The following is a 21,251-nucleotide window of genomic DNA, read 5'->3' on the forward strand; positions in this document are numbered from 1 at the left end:
GGCTTGCCAGGGTGGGCGGGTTTGTCGGCGGCGCTTCGGATGGCGGCGGCGGCGGGGTCGGGCCCGTGCCCGCCGCCCCCGCGCCGGCCGCCCAGGCCCCCGCGGCCCCGGCCGCCGCCGCGCCCTCGCCGGGCATGGCCGCCGGCGCCGGGCAGGTCCAGGCGATGTGGCCCGGCGTCCTCGAGGCCGTCAAGAACCGCCGCCGCTTCACCTGGATCCTGCTCAGCCAGAACGCGCAGGTCACCGGCTTCGACGGCACCACCCTCCAGCTCGGCTTCCCCAACCCCGGAGCCCGCGACAACTTCGCGAGCAGCGGCAGCGAGGACGTGCTCAAGGCCGTCCTGGCCGAGCAGTTCCAGGTCAACTGGAAGATCGACGCCGTGGTGGCCGGCGGAGCACCGGCCCCGCTCCAGTCCTCGCCCTCGTACGGCGCCCCGGCGGCCCCCGCCCCGGCCTACAGCCCGCCGCCCCCGCCCCAGGCGCCGTCCTCCTCCGCTCCCGCCCCGCAGTACCAGCCGCCGCAGCAGCACCAGCAGTCGGCTCCGGCCCCGCAGCCCCCCGTACAGCAGGCGCCCCCGCCGGTCGCGCCCGAGGACGACGTCCCGGAGGAGGACGATCCCGACCTCGTGGAGAGCGCGCTGACCGGACACGACCTGATCGTGCGCGAGCTCGGAGCGACCGTTGTGGAGGAATACACGAATGAGTAGCCCCGCCTGATTGGGGTGGCCGCACGAAGCCGGCTGCGCCGTCCGGGCTAGGCTGAGCAGCGTGAAGGTCCTCGTCATCGGCGGCGGCGCCCGCGAACACGCCCTGTGCCGCTCTCTGTCCCTCGACCCCGACGTCTCCGCGCTGTACTGCGCTCCCGGCAACGCCGGCATCGCCGAGGTGGCCGAGCTCCGCCCGGTCGACGCCCTCGACGGTGCTGCCGTCACCGCTCTCGCCACCGAACTCGGCGCCGGCCTGGTCGTCGTCGGCCCGGAGGCCCCGCTGGTCGCCGGAGTCGCCGACGCCGTGCGCGCCGCCGGCATCCCCGTCTTCGGCCCGTCCGGCGAGGCGGCGCAGCTGGAGGGCTCCAAGGCTTTCGCCAAGGACGTGATGGCCGCGGCCGGGGTCCCGACCGCGCGCAGCTACGTGTGCACCACCCCCGAAGAGGTGGACGAGGCCCTCGACGCCTTCGGCGCCCCGTACGTCGTCAAGGACGACGGCCTCGCCGCCGGCAAGGGCGTCGTGGTCACCGACGATCTCGCCGCCGCCCGCGCCCACGCGCTCGGCTGCGACCGCGTGGTCATCGAGGAGTACCTCGACGGCCCGGAGGTCTCCCTCTTCGCCATCACCGACGGCGTCACCGTCCTCCCGCTCCAGCCCGCCCAGGACTTCAAGCGGGCGCTGGACGGCGACGAGGGCCCCAACACCGGCGGCATGGGCGCCTACTCCCCGCTGCCGTGGGCCGACCCGAAGCTGGTCGACGAGGTCATGGAGCTCGTCCTGCAGCCGACCGTCGACGAGCTGCGCCGCCGCGGCACCCCCTTCTCCGGACTGCTGTACGCGGGCCTGGCCATCACCGGCCGCGGCACCCGGGTCATCGAGTTCAACGCCCGCTTCGGCGACCCCGAGACCCAGGTGGTCCTGGCCCGGCTGCGCACCCCGCTCGCGGGTGTGCTGATGAACGCCGCCAAGGGCACCCTGAACGCCCAGCCCGAGCTCCGCTGGAGCGAGGACGCGGCCGTCACGGTGGTCATCGCCTCGCACAACTACCCCGAGACCCCGCGCACGGGCGACGTCATCGAGGGCCTGGACGAGGTGGCGGCCGAGGACGCCCCCGACGCGTACGTGCTGCACGCCGGGACCCGGCGCGAGGGCGATGCGGTGGTCAGCGCGGGGGGCCGCGTGCTCTCGGTGACGGCGACCGGATCCGATCTGGCGCAGGCCCGTGAGAAGGCGTATAAGGCGGTCGCGCGGATCCGGCTCGACGGCTCCCAGCACCGCACCGACATCGCCGCGAAGGCGGCCGGACGCCCCTGAGCTGCGGCAGAGCGACCCCCGCGGGCCCGGTGCGCACGAGGTGCGCCCGGGCCCGCGGGCGCGTTCGCGTGCGACTGCATCCGGCCGCGTTCGAACGCACCCACCTTTGCCCAAAGCCATTCCATCGGGTGATCGTCCCCCGGTCTGCCTGACGGCCGCTCCCGCCCCAACTAGGGTGCGGCGCAAGCATTCCGGCACTCGTTCCGGCACTTGGCCCACCGGCATTGCGATGTCAGTGGCGGGTGTCACAGTGGGGGAGTGAGCAAAGCCGCCGCAGCGCAGAGGGGGTGAGGTCCGGCCGTGTCCGGAACCGGTTCGATCATGGAAGCGGGCGTGCCGTCCGCGCGTTCCCGCGCCTTGGCCGTGCTGCGCGTGCGCAGCAGGGCACTGGCCGTCGGGCTGCTGCCCGCCGCCCTCGCGGTGGTGCTGGTGGCCGCCCGGATGACGGGCCGGCTGGCCGGTGACCCCTGGCCCGCGGTGACCCTCGCCGTCTGCGTGGTCGCCGTGCTGGTGCTGCTGGTCGGCGGGATCTTCGGCGCGGTGGTCCTGCGGGCGAGCCCGGCCGTGACGCCGACGGTGCCGCTGTCCGAGGCCGCCGCCCCCGACCTGTACCGGCTGGTGCGGGACCTCGCCGACCGGATGAACGTGCCGGCGCCCTCCGCGATAGCCCTCACCCCGGACTGCGACAGCTGGCTCGAGGACCGCACCCACGCGGCGCACCGCCGAGACGGCATATCCGCGGGCCCGGAGTCCGAGCCCGGTGCCGCCCCGGTGCTGGTCATCGGCTCGCCGTTCCTGTGGTGGATGCGCGTCGCCGAGCTGCGCGCCGTCCTCGCCCCGGTCGTCGCCGGTACGGGCCCTTCGGCGCACCCGGACATAGCCGATGCGCGGGGGTTCGTCCGGGGTCTGGACGCCGCGGTGGACGTGGGCGGCCGGCGCGGCCTCGGCTGGATCGCCGCCCCCGCGCGGCTGCTGCTGCGGCTGTGCCGGGTGGACGCCGCGGAGATGGAGCGCGGGGTGGCCGCTGCCGCCTCCGAGCGTGCACAGGGTGTGGACTACGGGCTGCGCATCGTCGCCCAGGAGCAGGTCGGCCTGGCCTACGCGGGCTGGGACCGGCTGCTGACCCGCGTCGCGCTGCCCGCCTGGCGGATGGGGCGGTGGCCCGCGCACCTCGACGCCGGGGTGGTCTCCGCACTGACCGAGCTGTCCCGGCGCGACCGGCTGGCCGACGGGTTCACCTCGCGCCTCGGCGAGCGCCCCGCCTGCGACCTGCTGGAGCAGCCCGGTGCCGTCGACGAGGCGACTTCGCTGCTGGCCGCGCGGCTCTTCCACGGCGGTCCGGCGCAGACCGGGCCGGAGTGGTCCCCGGTGGACTGGGCGGCCTATCCGGAGGAGGTCGTGGACCGCAAGTGGCGTACGGAGGCGGCCCGTCTGCACACGGCGCTCGACGCCCTGACCGTCGCGGCCGCGCCGCCCGCCCCGCCGGCCTCCGCGGCCGCCGCCCCCGCACCGGCCGCCCCCGCACCGGCCGCTCCCGCGGCGGCCGCTCCCGCGGCGGTGGACGGCTTCGCCGGCCCCACGCTGGAGCGGGTGCTGGGCTATCTCACCGACCCCGCCGGCGCGGGCGCGGCCGGGGAGGCCCTGGCCGGACGGCTCAGCGGCGATCTGGCCCGCGAGGAGCGCGCCGCCGGTGCCGCGCAGCCCTCGGCCGGCAAGGCCCGGGGCGCGGACGCCGTGCCGCTGTTCCCGCTCCAGCCCCCGCGCAGCGGCCGGGACCTGCTGGCCGACCACGTGACGGCCATGGTGTGCTGTGCGGCCGTCGACTCCGCCGGAGCCGCACCCGGCCTGGACTGGCTCGACGGCCCGGTCCTGCTCGTCGGCGGCGACCGCCGCTCGGACCTCGCGCCCCGCGTGCTGTGCCTGGTCGAGGACGGTGACCCCGAGCCGCTGCGCGACTGGCTCGCGGACCTCGGCGTCCGCCCCGAGAAGCCGGTCCGCCTCGTCTGAGGCCGCCCCGAGGCTTCCAGGGGCCTTCCGGACGCCTCCCGTACGGGCTACGGCTCGCACACTCAACCGGATTCCTATGTTCCGATCACGTCAATTCGCGACGAAGGGTGACGGACTGCGTGCGTAATGTGATGTGCTGGGACCGGCTCGATGCATTGCCCGTTCGGGGGAGCGAGGGAGGGGAGCGGTCATGGGTGCGGACCAGATCCGGCGTTGGGAGTCCGGTGCGCTCGCGCACGCGGTGAACGACCCCTTCGGACAGGGCCCCCTGCCCTGGTTCCGCGGCAGCGAGCTCTACTTCGACGACACCGGCCAGGTCGTCCCCTGGTACGTGGACCCGGCCCTCGCTCCCGGCCAGCTCCCACGCGCCCGCAGCGGCGGCCCCCGCACGGCCGACGACGTGCACCGCCAGATCAAGGGGTTCGCCTCCACCGGCGCCGTGGCCCCCGGCGAGGCGATCGACTTCCACATCACGGTCGACCCGCCCCAGCAGTTCTCCGTCGACGTCTACCGCATCGGGCACTACGGCGGCGACGGCGCATCCAAGATCACCACCAGCCCGCGCCTGTCCGGGATCGTCCAGCCGGCCCCCCTCGCCGCCGACCGCACCGTCTCCTGCCACCACTGGTGGCTGTCCTGGCGTCTCCAGGTCCCGTCGTACTGGAGCATCGGCGCGTACGTGGCCGTCCTCACCACCGTGGACGGCTACCGCTCCCACATCCCCTTCACGGTCCGCGACGACCACCCCGCCGACCTCCTGCTCCTCCTGCCCGACATCACCTGGCAGGCCTACAACCTCTACCCGGAGGACGGCCGCACCGGCGCCAGCCTCTACCACGCCTGGGACGAGGACGGCCGACTGCTCGGCGAACAGGACGCGGCCCACACCGTCTCCTTCGACCGCCCCTACGCGGGCGCCGGCCTGCCCCTGCACGTCGGCCACGCCTACGACTTCATCCGCTGGGCCGAGCGCTACGGCTACGACCTCGCCTACGCCGACACCCGCGACCTGCACGCCGGCCGCGTCGACCCGACCCGCTACCGCGGCCTGGTCTTCCCCGGCCACGACGAGTACTGGTCCGCGCCCATGCGCCGCACCGTCGAACGCGCCCGCGACCACGGCACCTCCCTCGTCTTCCTCTCCGCCAACACCATGTACTGGCAGGTCGAGCTGGGACCCTCCCCCTCCGGGGTCGAGGACAGGCTCCTGACCTGCCGAAAACGGCGCGGCCCGGGCCGGGCCAGCCTCTGGCGCGAGGTCGACCGCCCGGAGCAGCAGCTGCTCGGCATCCAGTACGCGGGACGCGTCCCCGAACCGGCGCCCCTGATCGTGCGCAACGCCACGCACTGGCTCTGGGACTCCACCGGGGCGGGGGAGAACGACGAGCTGCCCGGCCTGGTCGCCGGCGAGGCCGACCGGTACTACCCGCGCACCCAGCTCCCCGCGCACCAGGAGCGGATCCTGCTCGCGCACTCCCCGTACCTCGACAGCGAGAACCACCGCCGCCACCAGGAGACCTCGCTCTACCGCTCGCCCAGCGGCGCCCTGGTCTTCGCCTCCGGCACCTTCGCCTGGTCCCCGGCGCTCGACCGCCCCGGCCACGTCGACGAGCGCGTCCAGCGCGCCACCGCCAACCTGCTCGACCGGATCTGCAAGCGGGACTGAGAACCCGCGGGGGCCCGGCACCCCCGCCTGCCCGGGCAGGGCGTCCCGTACGGGAGAATGGGTTCGCGCTCGTACAGACCCACAGGGAGACCCCGTGTCCGGATTCGTCGAAAAGCCCGAGCCGGTTGAGGTTCCCGGCCTCGTCCACCTCCACACCGGCAAGGTGCGCGACCTCTACCGCGACGAGGACGACCGCCTCGTCATGGTCGCCAGCGACCGGATGTCCGCCTTCGACTGGGTGCTGCCCACCGAGATCCCGGACAAGGGCCGCGTCCTCACGCAGCTCTCCCTGTGGTGGTTCGACCAGCTCGCGGACCTCGTCCCGCACCACGTCATCTCCACCGACCTGCCCGCCGGCGCCCCCGCCGACTGGGCCGGCCGCACCCTGGTCTGCCGCAACCTCGACATGGTCCCCGTCGAATGCGTGGCCCGCGGCTACCTCACCGGCTCCGGCCTCGCCGAGTACAGGCAGACCCGTACGGTCTGCGGGCTGGCCCTGCCCGAAGGCCTCGTGGACGGCTCCGAGCTGCCCGCCCCGATCTTCACCCCGGCCGCCAAGGCCGCGGTCGGCGAGCACGACGAGAACGTCTCGTACGAGGAGGTGGCGCGCACCACGGGCGCCGAGACGGCCGCCCTGCTGCGCCAGACGACCCTCGCCGTGTACGGCCGGGCCCGGGACATCGCCCGTGAGCGCGGGATCATCCTGGCGGACACCAAGTTCGAGTTCGGATTCGACCCGAAGGACGGCTCGCTGGTCGCCGCGGACGAGGTGCTGACCCCGGACTCCTCCCGCTTCTGGCCGGCCGACCTGTGGGAGCCGGGCCACGCCCAGCCCTCCTTCGACAAGCAGTACGTCCGCGACTGGCTGTCCTCCCCGGCCTCCGGCTGGGACCCGAAGGGCGAGCTCCCGCCGCCCGCCCTCCCGCAGGAGGTCGTCGAGCGGACCCGCGCCAAGTACGTCGAGGCCTACGAGCGGCTCACCGGTCTGCCCTGGTCGTAGGACGGCCGGCGCGGCGCCGCAGGGCGCCGCGCCGCCCCGGAAGACGAAGAAGCCCCCGGTCCTGAGGACCGGGGGCTTCTCCCTTACAGAGCGGACAACGCGACTCGAACGCGCGACATCCACCTTGGCAAGGTGGTGCTCTACCAACTGAGCTATGTCCGCAGGTGCGCCGTAACGCGAGAACTACTATACCCAACCCCGCTCGCGTGCGAGACGCACTGCGGTGTGACGGTTCTCGGCCCCCAGCTTCGTCGCCGCCGAGGAGAGGTAGTTCCGCACGGTCCCCTGGGACAGCCGGGCCCGCTCCGCGATCTCCGCGACCGGCGCCCCGTCCGCTGCGAACTCCAGCACCTCCGCCTCCCGGGCGGTCAGCGGCGAGTCCCCGGCGCTGATCGCGTCGGCCGCCAACTCCGGGTCCACGTAACGCCCTCCGGCGTGCACGGTCCGGATCAGCTCCGCCAGCCGCTGGGCCGAGACGGTCTTCGGCGCGAAGGCCCGCACCCCCGCCGCCAGGGCCCGCTTCAGGTGCCCGGGACGGCCGTGGCTGGTCACGATCATGGCCTTGCATTCGGGGAGCTCGGCCCGCAGCGATGTGGCCACGCTCACACCGTCCGCCCCGGGCATCTGGAGGTCCAGCACCGCCACGTCCGGCCGGTGCGCCCGCGCCATCGCCAGGGCCTCGGGCCCCGACGCGGCCTCGGCGACCACCAGCAGGTCGTCCTCCAGCGCCAGCAGCGCGGCCAGCGCCCCTCGGATCAGATGCTCGTCGTCGGCGAGCAGCACGCGTACGGGGCTCACGCCCGCACCTCCAGTCCTTGCACGTGGGCATTCGGGATCTCGGCGCACAGCCGGAAGCGGCCGCCCGCCACCAGCCCCGCCTGCAGGGTTCCGTCCAGGGCCGCGAGCCGCTCGCGCAGCCCGGCGAGCCCGGAGCCGGGCGGCCCGGCGGGGCACTCGGGCGCCCCGTCGTTCTCCACCACCAGCGTCACCGCCCCGGCCTGCGGTGCGGTCAGCCGTATCAGGCAGTTCTGCGCGTCACCGTGCCGCAGCACGTTCGTGGTGGCCTCGCGCACCACCCAGCCGAGCGCCGACTGCACTTCCGCCGGCAGCGACCGCCCGGCCCGGACGTCGACGCGGCAGTCCATTCCGGCCGCGCTCAGCACCCCGCGCGCGCCCTCCAGCTCCACCGACAGGTCCGCCTCCCGGTAGCCGCGCACGACGTCGCGCACCTCGCGCTGGGACTCCTGCGCGATCCGCTGGACCTCGATCATCTGGTCCACCGCCTCCGGGCGTTCGCGCCGCGCCAGCTGGACCGCCAGCTCGCTCTTGAGCGCGATCACCGCCAGGTTGCGGCCCATCACGTCGTGCAGGTCCCGGCCGAAGCGCAGCCGCTCCTCGGCGACCGCCAGCCGCGACTGGGCCTCGCGGGAGCGGTCCAGCTCCCAGACGGTCTTGAGCAGCCAGTTGGTGAATCCGCAGGCGATCGAGAAGAAGAGGGTGGAGATCAGCATGCCGACCACGTACCCGAGGGCCTCCGCGGCGGACAGTCCGAGCGCGAGCACCACCAGCCCCGTGCCGCCCGAGTAGGCCGGGCCGACGTACCGCATCTGCCGCACCGAGGGCAGGCACATGACCAGGGCCCCGCTCCCGAAGCCAGCCGCTCCCGCGATCAGCTGCGGGGCCACAGCCGGGTCGGAGAGCACCCCGTACCGGCGCAGGACGAGCACCGTCACCACGAAGACGGCCGTGACCGTCGCGACGGTGACCGAGAGCCGGACCGGCCGCTCGCGCCGGCCGACCACCCAGTCCATCGCCCGCGAGTACACGAACCCGCAGAGCACCGCGTGCGCGCACACCAGCAGGAAGAGCGCGAGGGCCACCATGGGCTGCTCGGGGGCCTCGACGGCCACCGGGAGCAGCCCGAAGGAAAGGATCTCGAGGAGCACGAAGAGGTGGCACGACCAGCGCGTGTACAGCTCCACCTTCTCCGCACTGCTGCGGTTCTTCCACCACCCCGTCAGCTTCGACACGGTTCCCGTCCCCCGACTCCCCTAGCGGCGCGGTTCCCAGCGGAACCACTTCTGCACAGCAAACACGGTGATCACGACCCAGGCCAGCGTGGTGAGCGTCGCCCCCAGCAGCTCCTCGGCCTGCGTGCCGCCGCTCCAGCCGGCCCGCACCAGGGTCATCACCCCGCTGAGCGGCAGCAGTTCGCACACCGAGGCCAGCTTCTCCGGCAGCCGCTCCAGCGGTACGAAGAGCCCCGAGCCGAGGGCGGTCAGCAGGAACAGCGGCAGCGTGGTCAGCCCCGCGCTCTCCACGGTGCGGGTGACGGCGCTGGTCAGCGCGGACATCCCGGCCAGCAGGACGATCCCGGCGAGCACGGCCGCCACGAGCAGCAGCGGACTGCGCGGCATCGCCGCGTCCAGGGCGGCCGCCCCGGCGACCGCGAGGACGGTGCTCTGGCCGACCGCGAGGACGGCGGAGGGCAGCGCGGTCCCGGCCAGGATCTCCAGGTCGTTCGCCTCGCCGGTGCGCAGCCTCTTCAGTACGAGCTCCTCGCGTCGGGCCACGAACGCGGACACCAGGTTCATGTAGACGACGAGCAGCAGCACCATGCCGATCCCGCCGGTCAGCGTGGCTTCGCCGACGGCGGCCAGGCCCTCGGCGCCGCTCAGGGTGGAGCGCAGTACGAAGACCATCAGCAGCGGCATGAGCAGGGCCACGCTCAGCGCCGCCCGGTTGCGGACGAGCAGGGTGAGCTCGCTGCGGCCGAGCGCGGTGAGCCGGCCGGGGTTCAGGGTCGGCGTGTTCATCGGGCGGCTCCTGCCAGTGCGCCGGCCGGACCGGCCGGCGCGGTGGTGTCCGGGGTGGCGGCCGTGCCCCCGGCGCGGCGGCCCTGGGCGATGTCGAGGAAGGCCTCCTCCAGGGAGCCGGACCGGGCGTCGAGCCGGTCCAGCGCCACCCCGGCGTCATGGGCCCAGCGCAGCAGTTCCGTCAGGGACTCCTGGAGCCGCCCGGTACGGATCTCCACGTGCTGCCCGTAGGCCGCGGCGCGCAGCGACAGCGGGAGCCGGGCCGCGGGCACCCCGTCCGGCAGCGTGAAGCGGATCCGGGCGGGCCGGCCGGCGGTCACCTCGGCCGGGGTGCCGGCCAGGACGATCTCCCCCTCGTGCAGGATCGCCAGCCGGTCGGCGAGCTCCTCGGCCTCCTCCAGGTAGTGCGTGGTGAGCACCACGGTGGTCCCCTGGTCCCGCAATTCGCGTACCAGCGCCCAGGTGTCGCGGCGCCCCTCGGGGTCCATGCCGGTGGTCGGCTCGTCGAGGAACAGCACCTCGGGCCGTCCCAGCAGGGCCAGCGCCAGGTCGAGGCGCCGGCGTTCGCCGCCGGACAGCTGCTTGACCCGGACGGAGGCGCGCGCTCCCAGGCCCACCAGCCCCAGCACCTCCGCCGCGGGCCGGGCGCCGGTGGTGACCCCGCTCCACATCCGCACGGTCTCGGCGACCGAGAGGTCCGAGGGGAAGCCGCCCTCCTGGAGCATGACCCCGGTGCGGGGGCGGACCTCGGCCCGCCGCGTGGAGGGGTCGAGCCCGAAGACGCGGACCTGCCCGCCGCTCGGCGCTGCCAGTCCCTCCAGCAGCTCGACGGTGGAGGTCTTGCCGGCGCCGTTCGTGCCGAGCAGGGCGAACACCTCGCCCCGGGCCACGGAGAAGGAGACGCCCCGTACGGCTTCGAAACCGCCGGCGTAGCCCCGGCGCAGCCCCTCGACGTCGATCACGGTGTCAGTCATGACTCCAGCCTCGCGGCGCCCGGACGGCCGGGGCAGTGCGCGCTGTCATGATCCGCAATGACATTTGTCAGGACGCGGAAGGGAACGCGGAAGGGAGCGCCCGAGGGCGCCGGAGGGAAACGGGGACGGAAACACGAAGAAGGCCCCGGTCGTAATGACCGGGGCCTTCTCCCAATGGAGCGGACGACGCGACTCGAACGCGCGACATCCACCTTGGCAAGGTGGTGCTCTACCAACTGAGCTACGTCCGCAGGTTTACTGCGTGCACCGCGAGCGGTGCGTGCATCACTCTACCCGATCCACCGTGGTGGTCGGACAACCGATGCAGAGCGGGTGACAGGGATCGCACACTGCGCCTTCCTCCTGGAAGGAGGATGTTCTGCTACTGAACTACACCCGCACGACTTCGGGGCTGTGACCTGCGGTCTGGCCCCTCGGCGTGATCCACACACTAGCCGACGGAGGGGGGTGGATGGCAAATCGGCTCTCAGTGGGCCGCGTTGTAGGCCTCGTAGATCTTCTTGGGGATGCGGCCGCGGGGCGGCACCTCGTACTGGTTGGACCGGGCCCAGGCCCGGACGACCGCCGGGTCCGGGGCGATGGACGTGTGCTTGAAGGTCTTCCCCGAACGCGACTGGCGGCGGCCGGCGGCCACGAAGGGGGCGAGGCCCTTCCGCAGCTTTTTCGCGTTGGCCACATTGAGGTCGATCTCGTACGACTTTCCGTCCAGAGCGAACACGACCGTTTCCGCCGCTTCTCCGCCATCGATGTCGTCGGAGAGCGTGACTACTACGCGCTGCGCCACGGATATCGGTCCCTTCGTGCGACCTCGCTCCGTGTTGACGTGGGGCGATGTCGACTGTGTGGATGTTTCGGGGCAATGCATCATTCAACCGGAATCCCGGGTGATTCCTTTGTACCCCGATTCCCATTGCATTGCGAAGCCCAGTTAATTCTCTCCGCGTGTCCCGCCGCAATGCCGGGCGCGTGGTTTTCCGTCGGATTTTGCGAAGCGTTGGTGAAGCCGAAACGGCCCGGTGATCACGGCTCCGAGATATCTACCCGCGTAGAAATTTCGGCCGGGTACGCTGAGGGAACCGCCTTCGCACCAACCACACACGGGAGTGCCCGATGGCACGCGTCGTAGTCGACGTCATGCTCAAGCCGGAGATCCTCGACCCCCAGGGCCAGGCGGTGCAGCGTGCACTGCCGCGCCTGGGCTTCGAGGGAATCGCGGACGTCCGCCAGGGGAAGCGTTTCGAGCTCGAGGTGGAGGGACCGGTCGACCAGGCCGCCCTCGACCGCATCCACAAGATGGCCGAGACCTTCCTCGCCAACACCGTCATCGAGGACTTCACCGTGAAGGTCGAGGACTGACGGTGACCACTCGCATCGGAGTCGTCACGTTCCCCGGAACGCTCGACGACCGTGACTCACTGCGCGCCATCCGCCTCGCGGGGGCCGAGCCGGTCTCGCTCTGGCACCGCGACAAGGACCTGCACCAGGTCGACGCGGTCGTCCTCGCGGGCGGCTTCTCCTACGGGGACTACCTGCGCGCCGGAGCCATCTCCCGGTTCTCGCCGGTGATGGACACCATCATCGAGCAGGCCAAGGGCGGCATGCCCGTCCTCGGCATCTGCAACGGCTTCCAGGTCCTCACCGAGGCCCACCTGCTGCCGGGGGCGATGCTCCGCAACAACCACCTGCACTTCATCTGCCGCGACCAGAAGCTGCGGGTGGAGAACACGGGGACCTCGTGGACCGGCGACTACACCGCCGGCCAGGAGATCTCCGTACCGCTCAAGAACATGGACGGCCGCTACACCGCCGACGAGCGCACGCTCGACGAACTGGAGGCCGAAGGCCGCGTGGCCTTCCGGTACCTCGACGTCAACCCCAACGGCTCGCTGCGCGACATCGCCGGCATCACCAACGCCGAGGGCAACGTCGTCGGCCTGATGCCGCACCCGGAGCACGCGGTGGAGCCGCTGATCGGGACGGGCCGCACCGACGGCCTCCCGTTCTTCACCTCGGTCCTGAAGAAGCTGGTGGGCGCATGAGCCTCGACACGGTCAAGAACGCCTCCGAGACCCCGGACGCGGCGCAGCCCTGGAAGGACCTCGGCCTCAAGGAGGACGAGTACGCCCGCATCCGGGAGATCCTCGGCCGCCGCCCCACGGGCGCCGAGCTCGCCATGTACTCGGTCATGTGGTCCGAGCACTGCTCGTACAAGAGCAGCAAGGTCCACCTGAAGCAGTTCGGCGAGAAGGTCCCGCAGAACGACGCCATGCTCGTCGGCATCGGCGAGAACGCCGGCGTCGTCGACGTCGGCCAGGGCTACGCGGTCACCTTCAAGGTCGAGTCGCACAACCACCCCTCGTACATCGAGCCCTACCAGGGCGCGGCCACCGGCATCGGCGGCATCGTCCGCGACATCCTCGCCATGGGCGCCCGCCCGGTCGCCGTCGTGGACCCGCTGCGCTTCGGCGCGGCCGACCACCCCGACACCAAGCGCGTCCTGCCGGGCGTCGTCGCGGGCATCGGCGGCTACGGCAACTGCCTGGGCCTGGCCAACATCGGCGGCGAGGTCGTCTTCGACGAGTGCTACCAGGGCAACCCGCTGGTCAACGCCGGCTGCATCGGCGTGATGAAGCACGAGGACATCCACCTCGCCAAGGCCTCCGGCCCCGGCAACAAGGTCATCCTCTACGGCGCCCGCACCGGCGGCGACGGCATCGGCGGCGTCTCGGTCCTCGCGTCCGAGACCTTCGACGACACCAAGCCGACCAAGCGCCCCGCCGTCCAGGTCGGCGACCCCTTCCAGGAGAAGCTCCTCATCGAGTGCACCCTGGAGATCTTCAAGGAGAAGCTGGTCGCGGGCATCCAGGACCTCGGCGGCGCCGGGCTCTCCTGCGCGACCTCCGAGCTCGCCTCCGCCGGCTCCGGCGGCATGCGGGTCGAGCTGGACACCGTCCCGCTGCGCGACGCGACGCTCTCGCCCGAGGAGATCCTCATGAGCGAGTCGCAGGAGCGCATGTGCGCGATCGTCGAGCCGCAGTACGTCGAGCGGTTCATGGAGATCTGCGAGAAGTGGGACGTCATCGCCACCGTCATCGGTGAGGTGACCGACGGCGAGCGCCTGGAGATCTTCTGGCACGGCGAGCAGATCGTGGACGTGCCCCCGGGCACCGTCGCCCACGAGGGTCCGGTCTACAACCGCCCGTACGCACGCCCCTCCTGGCAGGACGCGCTCCAGGCGGACGACGCCGGCAAGCTGGCGCGGCCGGCCACGTCGGACGAACTGCGCGCGCAGGTCCTGGCCCTGGTCTCCTCGCCGAACCAGGCGTCGAAGTCGTGGGTCACCGACCAGTACGACCGCTTCGTCCAGGGCAACACGGTGCTCTCGCAGCCCGAGGACGCGGGCATGGTCCGCATCGACGAGGAGTCCAACCTCGGCGTGGCCATGTCCACCGACGGCAACGGCCGCTTCGCCAAGCTCGACCCCTACGCGGGTGCGCAGCTCGCGCTGGCGGAGTCGTACCGCAACGTCGCGGCGACCGGCGCCAAGCCGCTGGCGATCTCGAACTGCCTGAACTTCGGCTCCCCCGAGGACCCGGACGTGATGTGGCAGTTCGCCGAGGCCACCCGCGGTCTCGCCGACGGCTGCCTGGAGCTGGGCACCCCGGTGACCGGCGGCAACGTCTCGCTCTACAACCAGACCGGCGACGTAGCCATCCACCCGACCCCGGTCGTGGCGGTCCTCGGCGTGATCGACGACGTCAACCGCCGTACGCCGATGGCGTTCTCGGAGGCCGGCCAGCTGCTGTACCTGCTGGGCGACACGACCGAGGAGTTCGGCGGCTCGGCCTGGTCCCAGGTCGTCCACAACCACCTCGGCGGCCTGCCGCCCAAGGTGGACCTGGGCCGCGAGAAGCTGCTGGGCGAGATCCTGATCTCCGCCTCGCGCGACGGCATGATCGACGCCGCGCACGACCTGTCCGACGGCGGCGTGATCCAGGCGCTCACCGAGTCCTGCCTGCGCGGCGGCAACGGTGCGCGGATCGTGGTCCCGGAGGGCCTGGACGCGTTCACCTTCCTGTTCTCCGAGTCCGCGGGCCGGGCCATCGTGTCCGTCCCGCGCAGCGAGGAGCTCCGCTTCACCGACATGTGCGGGGCGCGCGGCCTGCCGGTCGCCCGCATCGGCGTGGTGGACGGCGAGGAGATCGAGGTCCAGGGCGAGTTCACCCTCCCCCTGGCCGAACTCCGCGAGGCCCACGAGGCGACGATCCCGGGCCTGCTGGCCTGATCCGCCCCTCGGCTGTCGCAGGCCCCGCCCACCGTGTGGGCGGGGCCTGCGTGCCGTGGTCGGGGGTTGGTACGGTCGGCCGCGTCGGTGCGGTCGCACGAGCGGGGGGTCGGGGATGTTCGAGCCACTGGAGCCCGGCGGCGGGGTGCTGCCGGACTGGGGCCGATGGCGCAACGCGGCCAACCTCCTGCTGTGCACAGCAGGCGCGGTCGGCGTGGCCCTCGGCGGCTGGGCGCTGTCCGACACGTACCGGACCCATCAGGACCGGGAGGCGAGCCGGACGCTGATCACCCGGGCCTGCGCCGGGCTGGTGGACGCCGGGACGGTCATGGAACTGGACGGCGGCGCCGACCGGGTGGTGCTCGGCGGCGAGGGACCGGACCCGGGCACGGTCGGCCTCGACGCGCTTCCGGGCCGCTGCGTGCTGCACCGCCTGGAGGACCGCGACGGCCGGGACCTCAGGCTCAGCCAGTTCACCCTCACCCTGCAGGCGCTGCCCCGGGAGCGGGCCCTGCACACCGTTGGGGACTCCCGCCAGGAACCCTTCTCCACCTTGCGGCTCGGGTCGCGAGACGAGGTGACCGCGCGGACCAGGACCCCCGGCCGGCCGCCGCTCGGAGACGGCCGGCTCGGCGACTACGGCCCCGCCGACGTGACGGTCGTGGCCCGGTGCGAGCAGCCGGCCCTGGACGGGATGACCAGCCTCGTCGTCACCGCCGCCGCCCCGGGCACCCGCCAGGAGGCCGGCGACCGTCCGAGACTGGCCCGCCTCGCACGGCAGGCCGCCGAGCGTGCCGCCGCCGAGTTCGGCTGCCGCACCCGGCTGCCGGGGCTACCCGAGCGGCTGCCCGCGCCCGTCGCCGAGCTCGGACCGGTGGGCGAGCGGTCGGACAGCTGCGCCTGGTACGCCGCCCACGTGCGGACGGCGGACAGCGGCAGGCTGCCCGACCGGGCGGCCGGAGTGCCCCTGACGGGCGGCGCCCGCGAGGAGAGTTGCCTGCTCGCGGTGGGCCGCGAGGCCACCGAGCGGGTCTTCCCCACCCTGAGCCCGGACGAGCGGGCCCGCCTGGACCTGAACGGAATCCTGTGGACCTCGCCGTGGTGGGTCCGCACCCGCACGTACTACGGCGAGGACGCGGCCGCGGTGGCGGTCGAGGTCCGGGGCACGCACAGCCCGGACCCGCTCGTCCCCGGCAGGGCGGGCCGCCTCGGCGACGTGCTCCACGGCTCGATGACCTGCGACGGGCGGCCGGCCACCCTCACGATGACCGTCCCGTACCGCTACCGGTCCGTCCTCGGCCCGCGCCTCGACGAGCTGTTCAAGGCCTACGCCACCGACGCCGCGACGCGGCGCGGCTGCACCGGACCGGTGCTGCCCGCGGCCCAGTAGGGTCAGGACATGCCGCCCGCCAAGAAGAAGCCGCGTGCCTACGACCCCGCGAAGATCCGTGCGGCCGTCACCGCACAGTTCGGGCATGTCGCCCGGGGCGTGGCCGAGTTGGGGCCCGAGCAGCTCGCCCGGCCCAGCGGGCTCGGCGCGTGGACCGTCGCCGAACTGGCCGCGCACATCGCGTGGATCGCGGACTCGCTGGCCGCCGGCCTCGCGCGGCCGCCCGCCGCCGTCCCCGAACTGACCGCCGTCGAGTGGCCCTTCGCCACCGCGTCCCTCGCCGGGAAGATCTCCGAAGCCGCCCGCGAGACCCTGGCCGGAGCCCCGCTCCCCGAGCTCTACGAGCGGGCGGGCGCCGGCATGGCCCGGGCGCTGGAGGCCCACACCGGGGCGCGCGTGCTGGACCTGTGGATCGGGGACATGACCCTCGCCGACTTCCTGGTCACCCGGACCGTGGAACTGGTGGTCCACACCGACGACCTGAACCGGGCCGCCGGAGCGGACATCCCCCTCGAGCGCCAGGCCCTGGCCGCCTGCACCCGGCTGCTCGCCGACGCCCTCGCCCTCAAGGCCCCGGGCGGTTCCGTCGAGGTGCGGATCCCGCCCTTCGCGGTGGTCCAGTGCATCGAGGGCCCCCGCCACACCCGCGGCACCCCGCCCAACGTGGTGGAGACCGACCCGCTGACCTGGATCCGGCTCGCGACGGGCCGTACGGACTGGGCCGCGGCCCTCGACGAGGCGCGGGTCAGGGCCAGCGGCGAGCGGGCCGACCTGTCCGCGCTGCTCCCCCTGATGAGCTGAGCGGAACCGCCCGGGCGCCTCGTCCGTCCGATCGGCATGCGTACCCTCAGGCACCTTCCGACCGGCCTGGCCCTCGTCCTCGCGCTCTGCGCGTGCGCCCAGTCCGAGGACAGCGGGAGCAGCCCGCTCCCCGACCCACAGGGCTCCTGGGCCGTTGAGTCCCTCACCACCGGCGGCCGTACCCTGCACGCACCGGCCGTCGCCCGCCTCGAGCTGGGGCCCGACAAGGCCACGGGCAACTACGGCTGCAACGGCTTCACGGCGAAGGCCGTCTTCGAAGGAACCTCCGCCGTGACCGTGACCCCCGGCGCGAGCACCACCATGGCCTGCGAGAACCAGGAGTTCGAGATCGCGTTCGCCAAGCTCTTCAAGGGCCGGCTGACCATCGACCGGGGCCCCGACCGGCTCACCCTGAAGGCCCCCGACGGCGGCACCATCGCCCTGACCTCCCAGCCCGCGGCCCCCGACGCCCCCCTCGCCACGACCGAGTGGAGCGTCGACTCGCTCGTCGACGGCGCGACCGTGTCCTCCGTCCCCGCCGAGGCGGCCGGCAAGGCCCGGTTCACCCTGACCCCCGACGGCGCGGCCAGCGGCAGCCTCGGCTGCAACACGTTCAGCGCCAAGGCCGCCGTCGACGGCTCCTCGGTCACCTTCGGGCCGCTCACCTCGACCCGGATGGCCTGCGAGGGCCCGGCCGGCGAGGTGGAGCGGACCCTGACCGCGCTGCTCGGCAGCGGCCCGCTCACCTGGAAGATCCAGGGCCAGAACCTGACCCTGACCGCCCCCGACGGCAAGGGCCTCACCGCCAAGGGAGCCACGGCGGCCGAGTGACCCCCCGTACGCCGGCTGCCCGCCGGAAGGGCGCCGAAGCCGCCCCTCCGGCGGGCAACCGGCGTACGCGCCCCCCGGGTTCGGCCCGCCCGGGAGCACGGCGGGTCAGGCCGGGTACGGCAGCAGCTGCGCGTCCACGGCCTCCCACGCGGAGCGCAGCGCGGCCAGCCGGGCCGGTTCCACCGCGGCCTTGTCGGCCTGCTCGCGGACGTCCCCCGCCAGGTCGAACAGCTGGTCCCGGCCCGCCTTGCCGCGGTAGTACTTCCAGTTGCCGCGCCGCAGGGCCCGCTCCCCGCGGACCCGCCAGAACAGGTCCCGTTCGGCGGGCTCGTCGCCGCGCAGCAGGTAGCCGGCCAGGCTCACCCCGTCCAGCGGGTACGCCGGGTGCGGCCGCGTCCCGGCCACCTCGAGCAGCGTCGCCGCCCAGTCCGGGCTGAACACCGGGACGCGGCTGACCTGCCCGCCGTCCAGCCGCGCGGGCCAGCGCGCGATGTTCGGCACCCGGATCCCGCCCTCCTGGAGGGAGGCCTTGTTGCCCGACAGCGGCCAGTTGTAGGAGAAGCGCTCGCCGCCGTTGTCGCTGGAGAACACCACCAGGGTGTTCTCCTCCTGGCCGGAGCGCCGCAGGGCCTTCAGCACCTCGCCGACCGACCGGTCCAGGTCCTCGACCATCTCCCGGTACTTGTCGAGCGAGCCGCCGTCCTGGTGCCACAGCGCCCGCCCGTCGCCCGCCTTGATCCGGCGGACGATCTCGGCGCTCTGCTGCGTGTCCCCCTCCGCGATCCACGGCCAGTGCGGGGTGGTGAAGTTCAGGTTCAGCAGCCACGGCCTGCCGTGGTGGTCGCGGGAGACGTAGGCGCTCGCCCGCTCGGTGATGATCCGCGTGTAGTAGCGCAGGTCCCGGTAGGTGGCGTCGCCCTCGTAGAGGTCGTACTCGCCGCCCAGGCCGAGCTTCGAGTAGTACTCCAGCGCCCCGCCGAAGTTGCCGAAGAACTCCTGCCAGCCGGACTTCGTCGGGCTGTAGTCCGGCAGGTGGCCCGCGTGCCACTTGCCGATCAGCGCGGTGGAGTAGCCGGACTCCCGCAGCAGCGAGGCGAGCGTCGGGTGGGTGGGGTCCAGGCCCACCGACTTGTCGGCGATCGGCTCGGCCAGCCCGCCCTTGGTGCGGGCCGGGTAGCGGCCGGTGTAGAGGCTGAAGCGGGTGGGCGAGCAGGTCGCGGAACCGGAGTACGCGTCCGTGAACCGGACGCCCTGGCGGGCCAGCCGGTCCAGGTTCGGGGTCTTGATGTGCGGAGATCCGTACGAGGACAGGTCCGCCCAGCCCAGGTCGTCGCCCAGGATGAACAGGATGTTGGGACGCCGGGACTGCCGCCCGCGGGCGGCGCAGAACTCCCGCTCGTGAGCGGCCTCCGCCGCCTCCGCGGCCTGGGCGGGGGCCGCGGCGCCCAGGCCCACGGCCGCCGCGGCGGCGCTCACACCGACCGCTCCGCCGAAGGCGCGCCGGGACAGTTGGGGTTCGTACGAGGTCACAGGTACTCCAAGGCACGGCCCGGCACCCGGCAGCGCGGGGCGTGCCGGGGCGGGGCAGGACGAGAAAGAGAAAGGAATTGCGGCGTGTGACTACGCAGAACAGCGACAGATGGCGCTCGCGACACGGACCAGGTCCACGTGCCGGCGCTCGACGAGGGTGACGGTGCGGTCACCGAGAGGCTGCATGGGGCGAGAGCCTGTACGAATGCCCATACGGCTGTCAACAAAGGAATCCGGATACCGAGACGGAGCGGGCCGGTCACCCTCTGTGCTGTGACATTTCCCGGGCATCCCGAATTCGGACCAGTGGTCGACCTCGCCTACACTCGTAGTGTGCCTCGTGGTGATGGACGACTCAACCACGACCTGCTCCCCGGTGAGAAAGGCCCCCAGGACGCTTGCGGCGTCTTCGGTGTCTGGGCTCCGGGTGAAGAGGTCGCCAAGCTCACCTACTTCGGACTGTATGCACTGCAGCACCGCGGACAAGAGTCCGCGGGAATCGCTGTGAGCAACGGTTCCCAGATCCTCGTCTTCAAGGACATGGGCCTCGTTTCCCAGGTCTTCGACGAAACCTCTCTCGGCTCGCTCCAAGGTCATATCGCGGTCGGTCACGCCCGCTACTCGACCACCGGAGCCTCCGTCTGGGAGAACGCGCAGCCCACCTTCCGTGCGACCGCCCACGGCTCGATCGCCCTGGGTCACAACGGCAACCTGGTGAACACCGCCGAGCTTGCCGAGATGGTCGCCGACCTCCCCCGTCAGGACGGCCGCGCCACCCAGGTGGCGGCCACCAACGACACCGACCTGGTCACCGCCCTGCTCGCGGGGCAGACCGACGAGGACGGCAAGCCCCTGACGATCGAGGAGTCGGCCACCAAGGTCCTCCCCAAGGTCAAGGGCGCCTTCTCGCTCGTCTTCATGGACGAGGGAACCCTCTACACCGCCCGTGACCCGCAGGGCATCCGCCCGCTGGTCCTCGGCCGCCTGGAGCGCGGCTGGGTGGTCGCGAGTGAGACCGCCGCCCTCGACATCTGCGGCGCCAGCTTCGTCCGCGAGGTCGAGCCGGGCGAGCTCATCGCGATCGACGAGAACGGCCTGCGCACCTCCCGATTCGCGGAAGCGAAGCCCAAGGGCTGTGTCTTCGAGTACGTCTACCTGGCGCGCCCGGACACCGACATCGCCGGCCGGAACGTCTACCTCTCGCGTGTCGAGATGGGCCGGCGCCTGGCCAAGGAAGCCCCGGTCGACGCCGACCTGGTCATAGCGACTCCGGAGTCGGGCACGCCCGCCGCCGTCGGATACGCGGAGGCCAGCGGTATCCCGTACGGCTCCGGCCTGGTCAAGAACGCCTACGTCGGCCGGACCTTCATCCAGCCCTCGCAGACGATCCGCCAGCTCGGCATCCGCCTGAAGCTCAACCCCCTCAAGGAAGTCATCCGGGGCAAGCGCCTGGTGGTCGTGGACGACTCGATCGTCCGCGGCAACACCCAGCGCGCCCTGGTCAAGATGCTCCGCGAGGCCGGCGCGGCCGAGGTCCACATCCGGATCTCCTCGCCGCCGGTGAAGTGGCCGTGCTTCTTCGGCATCGACTTCGCCACCCGGGCCGAGCTGATCGCCAACGGCATGACGGTCGACGAGATCGCCACGTCCCTGGGCGCGGACTCGCTCTCGTACATCTCGCTCGACGCGATGATCGAGGCGACGACCATCCAGAAGCCCAACCTCTGCCGTGCCTGCTTCGACGGCGAGTACCCGATGGAGCTGCCCGATCCGCAGCTCCTGGGCAAGCAGCTCCTGGAGTCCGAGCTCGCGGGCGGCACGGACGCCGCCGACGCGCTGCGTCGTCCGTAACCTTCGCTCCACCTGCGCCGGGTCCTGTCTTTCAGGCTTTTCCCAGGGCCCGGCACC

Annotated in this window: 18 protein-coding genes, 3 tRNA genes and 1 pseudogene; 12 read left to right on the plus strand and 10 right to left on the minus strand. The window is 72.8% G+C overall.

Going from position 1 to position 21,251, the window contains the following annotated elements:
- The 5 genes and pseudogenes from AB0D66_RS28645 to AB0D66_RS28665 form a co-directional block, all read left to right on the plus strand.
- A pseudogene (locus AB0D66_RS28645) lies at nucleotides 1-707 on the plus strand (DNA polymerase III subunit gamma and tau); the annotation flags it as partial.
- Between the two features lie 61 nt (nucleotides 708-768).
- On the plus strand, nucleotides 769-2,022 hold the full coding sequence (gene purD, locus AB0D66_RS28650) for a phosphoribosylamine--glycine ligase (RefSeq protein WP_362309572.1): 1,254 nt from the start codon (nucleotides 769-771) through the stop codon (nucleotides 2,020-2,022).
- A 321-nt stretch (nucleotides 2,023-2,343) separates the two neighbouring features.
- Nucleotides 2,344-4,029: a hypothetical protein gene (locus AB0D66_RS28655; RefSeq protein WP_362309663.1), complete on the plus strand. Its 1,686-nt coding sequence runs from the start codon at nucleotides 2,344-2,346 to the stop codon at nucleotides 4,027-4,029.
- Nucleotides 4,030-4,219: 190 nt separating this feature from the next.
- A complete protein-coding gene (locus AB0D66_RS28660; protein WP_362309575.1) occupies nucleotides 4,220-5,695 on the plus strand; it encodes a N,N-dimethylformamidase beta subunit family domain-containing protein in 1,476 nt (491 codons plus the stop codon).
- Nucleotides 5,696-5,789: 94 nt separating this feature from the next.
- Complete coding sequence (locus tag AB0D66_RS28665) at nucleotides 5,790-6,695, plus strand: phosphoribosylaminoimidazolesuccinocarboxamide synthase (protein ID WP_362309578.1); 906 nt, start codon at nucleotides 5,790-5,792, stop codon at nucleotides 6,693-6,695.
- Between the two features lie 89 nt (nucleotides 6,696-6,784).
- Here AB0D66_RS28665 and AB0D66_RS28670 read toward each other — a convergent pair.
- From AB0D66_RS28670 to AB0D66_RS28705, 8 genes are all read right to left on the minus strand, one after another.
- Nucleotides 6,785-6,857 (minus strand) — tRNA-Gly (locus AB0D66_RS28670).
- Nucleotides 6,858-6,881: 24 nt separating this feature from the next.
- Complete coding sequence (locus AB0D66_RS28675) at nucleotides 6,882-7,493, minus strand: response regulator transcription factor (RefSeq protein ID WP_362309581.1); 612 nt, start codon at nucleotides 7,491-7,493, stop codon at nucleotides 6,882-6,884.
- A complete protein-coding gene (locus AB0D66_RS28680; protein ID WP_362309585.1) occupies nucleotides 7,490-8,725 on the minus strand; it encodes a histidine kinase in 1,236 nt (411 codons plus the stop codon). The genes AB0D66_RS28675 and AB0D66_RS28680 overlap by 4 nt, the downstream gene beginning before the upstream one ends.
- Before the next feature lie 21 nt (nucleotides 8,726-8,746).
- Entirely contained in the window at nucleotides 8,747-9,511 is a 765-nt protein-coding gene (locus AB0D66_RS28685; protein WP_362309588.1) for an ABC transporter permease, read from the minus strand.
- Nucleotides 9,508-10,485, minus strand: coding sequence for an ABC transporter ATP-binding protein (locus AB0D66_RS28690; protein WP_362309591.1), 978 nt, complete (start codon nucleotides 10,483-10,485; stop codon nucleotides 9,508-9,510). Before AB0D66_RS28690 ends, AB0D66_RS28685 begins: the two co-directional genes overlap by 4 nt.
- Before the next feature lie 175 nt (nucleotides 10,486-10,660).
- Nucleotides 10,661-10,736: transfer RNA gene (locus AB0D66_RS28695), tRNA-Gly, on the minus strand.
- 77 nt (nucleotides 10,737-10,813) lie between these two features.
- Nucleotides 10,814-10,885: transfer RNA gene (locus AB0D66_RS28700), tRNA-Gly, on the minus strand.
- Nucleotides 10,886-10,972: 87 nt separating this feature from the next.
- On the minus strand, nucleotides 10,973-11,290 hold the full coding sequence (locus tag AB0D66_RS28705; RefSeq protein WP_362309594.1) for an Lsr2 family protein: 318 nt from the start codon (nucleotides 11,288-11,290) through the stop codon (nucleotides 10,973-10,975).
- A gap of 326 nt (nucleotides 11,291-11,616) precedes the next feature.
- Here AB0D66_RS28705 and purS point away from each other — a divergent pair, with 326 nt between their 5' ends.
- The 6 genes from purS to AB0D66_RS28735 all read left to right on the plus strand — a co-directional run bounded on the left by purS (nucleotide 11,617) and on the right by AB0D66_RS28735 (nucleotide 17,813).
- A complete protein-coding gene (purS, locus tag AB0D66_RS28710; protein ID WP_362309597.1) occupies nucleotides 11,617-11,862 on the plus strand; it encodes a phosphoribosylformylglycinamidine synthase subunit PurS in 246 nt (81 codons plus the stop codon).
- A gap of 2 nt (nucleotides 11,863-11,864) precedes the next feature.
- Nucleotides 11,865-12,545, plus strand: coding sequence for a phosphoribosylformylglycinamidine synthase subunit PurQ (gene purQ / locus AB0D66_RS28715; RefSeq protein ID WP_362309600.1), 681 nt, complete (start codon nucleotides 11,865-11,867; stop codon nucleotides 12,543-12,545).
- Nucleotides 12,542-14,791, plus strand: a complete 2,250-nt coding sequence (gene purL / locus AB0D66_RS28720; RefSeq protein ID WP_362309603.1) for a phosphoribosylformylglycinamidine synthase subunit PurL — start codon at nucleotides 12,542-12,544, stop codon at nucleotides 14,789-14,791. The genes purQ and purL overlap by 4 nt, the downstream gene beginning before the upstream one ends.
- 115 nt (nucleotides 14,792-14,906) lie before the next feature.
- Nucleotides 14,907-16,181 carry a hypothetical protein gene (locus tag AB0D66_RS28725; protein ID WP_362309607.1) on the plus strand — a complete coding sequence of 425 codons (1,275 nt, stop codon included), beginning with the start codon at nucleotides 14,907-14,909 and terminating at the stop codon, nucleotides 16,179-16,181.
- Nucleotides 16,182-16,190: 9 nt separating this feature from the next.
- Nucleotides 16,191-16,982: a sterol carrier family protein gene (locus tag AB0D66_RS28730; RefSeq protein WP_362309610.1), complete on the plus strand. Its 792-nt coding sequence runs from the start codon at nucleotides 16,191-16,193 to the stop codon at nucleotides 16,980-16,982.
- A 36-nt stretch (nucleotides 16,983-17,018) separates the two neighbouring features.
- The gene (locus AB0D66_RS28735; protein ID WP_362309614.1) at nucleotides 17,019-17,813 is read left to right on the plus strand and encodes an META domain-containing protein; all 795 of its coding nucleotides are present in this window, start codon (nucleotides 17,019-17,021) and stop codon (nucleotides 17,811-17,813) included.
- A 105-nt stretch (nucleotides 17,814-17,918) separates the two neighbouring features.
- On the opposite strand, the gene AB0D66_RS28740 is transcribed toward AB0D66_RS28735, so the two are convergent.
- Complete coding sequence (locus AB0D66_RS28740) at nucleotides 17,919-19,343, minus strand: sulfatase-like hydrolase/transferase (RefSeq protein ID WP_362309617.1); 1,425 nt, start codon at nucleotides 19,341-19,343, stop codon at nucleotides 17,919-17,921.
- Nucleotides 19,344-19,433: 90 nt separating this feature from the next.
- A complete protein-coding gene (locus tag AB0D66_RS28745; RefSeq protein ID WP_362309666.1) occupies nucleotides 19,434-19,634 on the minus strand; it encodes a putative leader peptide in 201 nt (66 codons plus the stop codon).
- A gap of 42 nt (nucleotides 19,635-19,676) precedes the next feature.
- Between AB0D66_RS28745 and purF the strand changes: the two genes are divergently transcribed.
- Nucleotides 19,677-21,194 (plus strand): amidophosphoribosyltransferase, encoded by a 1,518-nt coding sequence (purF, locus tag AB0D66_RS28750; RefSeq protein WP_267033687.1) that lies wholly within the window; start codon nucleotides 19,677-19,679, stop codon nucleotides 21,192-21,194.
- Nucleotides 21,195-21,251: the final 57 nt, after the last annotated feature.

The organism is Streptomyces sp. NPDC048270, from assembly GCF_040652335.1.
Lineage (GTDB): Bacteria > Actinomycetota > Actinomycetes > Streptomycetales > Streptomycetaceae > Streptomyces.

Excerpts from the sequence above, each read along its gene's own strand:
- AB0D66_RS28655 (WP_362309663.1), top strand. The coding sequence starts at position 2,344 with ATGGAAGCGGGCGTGCCGTCCGCGCGTTCCCGCGCCTTGGCCGTGCTG.
- AB0D66_RS28660 (WP_362309575.1), top strand. The coding sequence starts at position 4,220 with ATGGGTGCGGACCAGATCCGGCGTTGGGAGTCCGGTGCGCTCGCGCAC.
- AB0D66_RS28685 (WP_362309588.1), bottom strand. The coding sequence starts at position 9,511 with ATGAACACGCCGACCCTGAACCCCGGCCGGCTCACCGCGCTCGGCCGC.
- AB0D66_RS28690 (WP_362309591.1), bottom strand. The coding sequence starts at position 10,485 with ATGACTGACACCGTGATCGACGTCGAGGGGCTGCGCCGGGGCTACGCC.
- purS (WP_362309597.1), top strand. The coding sequence starts at position 11,617 with ATGGCACGCGTCGTAGTCGACGTCATGCTCAAGCCGGAGATCCTCGAC.
- purL (WP_362309603.1), top strand. The coding sequence starts at position 12,542 with ATGAGCCTCGACACGGTCAAGAACGCCTCCGAGACCCCGGACGCGGCG.
- AB0D66_RS28725 (WP_362309607.1), top strand. The coding sequence starts at position 14,907 with ATGTTCGAGCCACTGGAGCCCGGCGGCGGGGTGCTGCCGGACTGGGGC.
- AB0D66_RS28730 (WP_362309610.1), top strand. The coding sequence starts at position 16,191 with ATGCCGCCCGCCAAGAAGAAGCCGCGTGCCTACGACCCCGCGAAGATC.
- AB0D66_RS28735 (WP_362309614.1), top strand. The coding sequence starts at position 17,019 with ATGCGTACCCTCAGGCACCTTCCGACCGGCCTGGCCCTCGTCCTCGCG.
- AB0D66_RS28745 (WP_362309666.1), bottom strand. The coding sequence starts at position 19,634 with ATGCCCGGGAAATGTCACAGCACAGAGGGTGACCGGCCCGCTCCGTCT.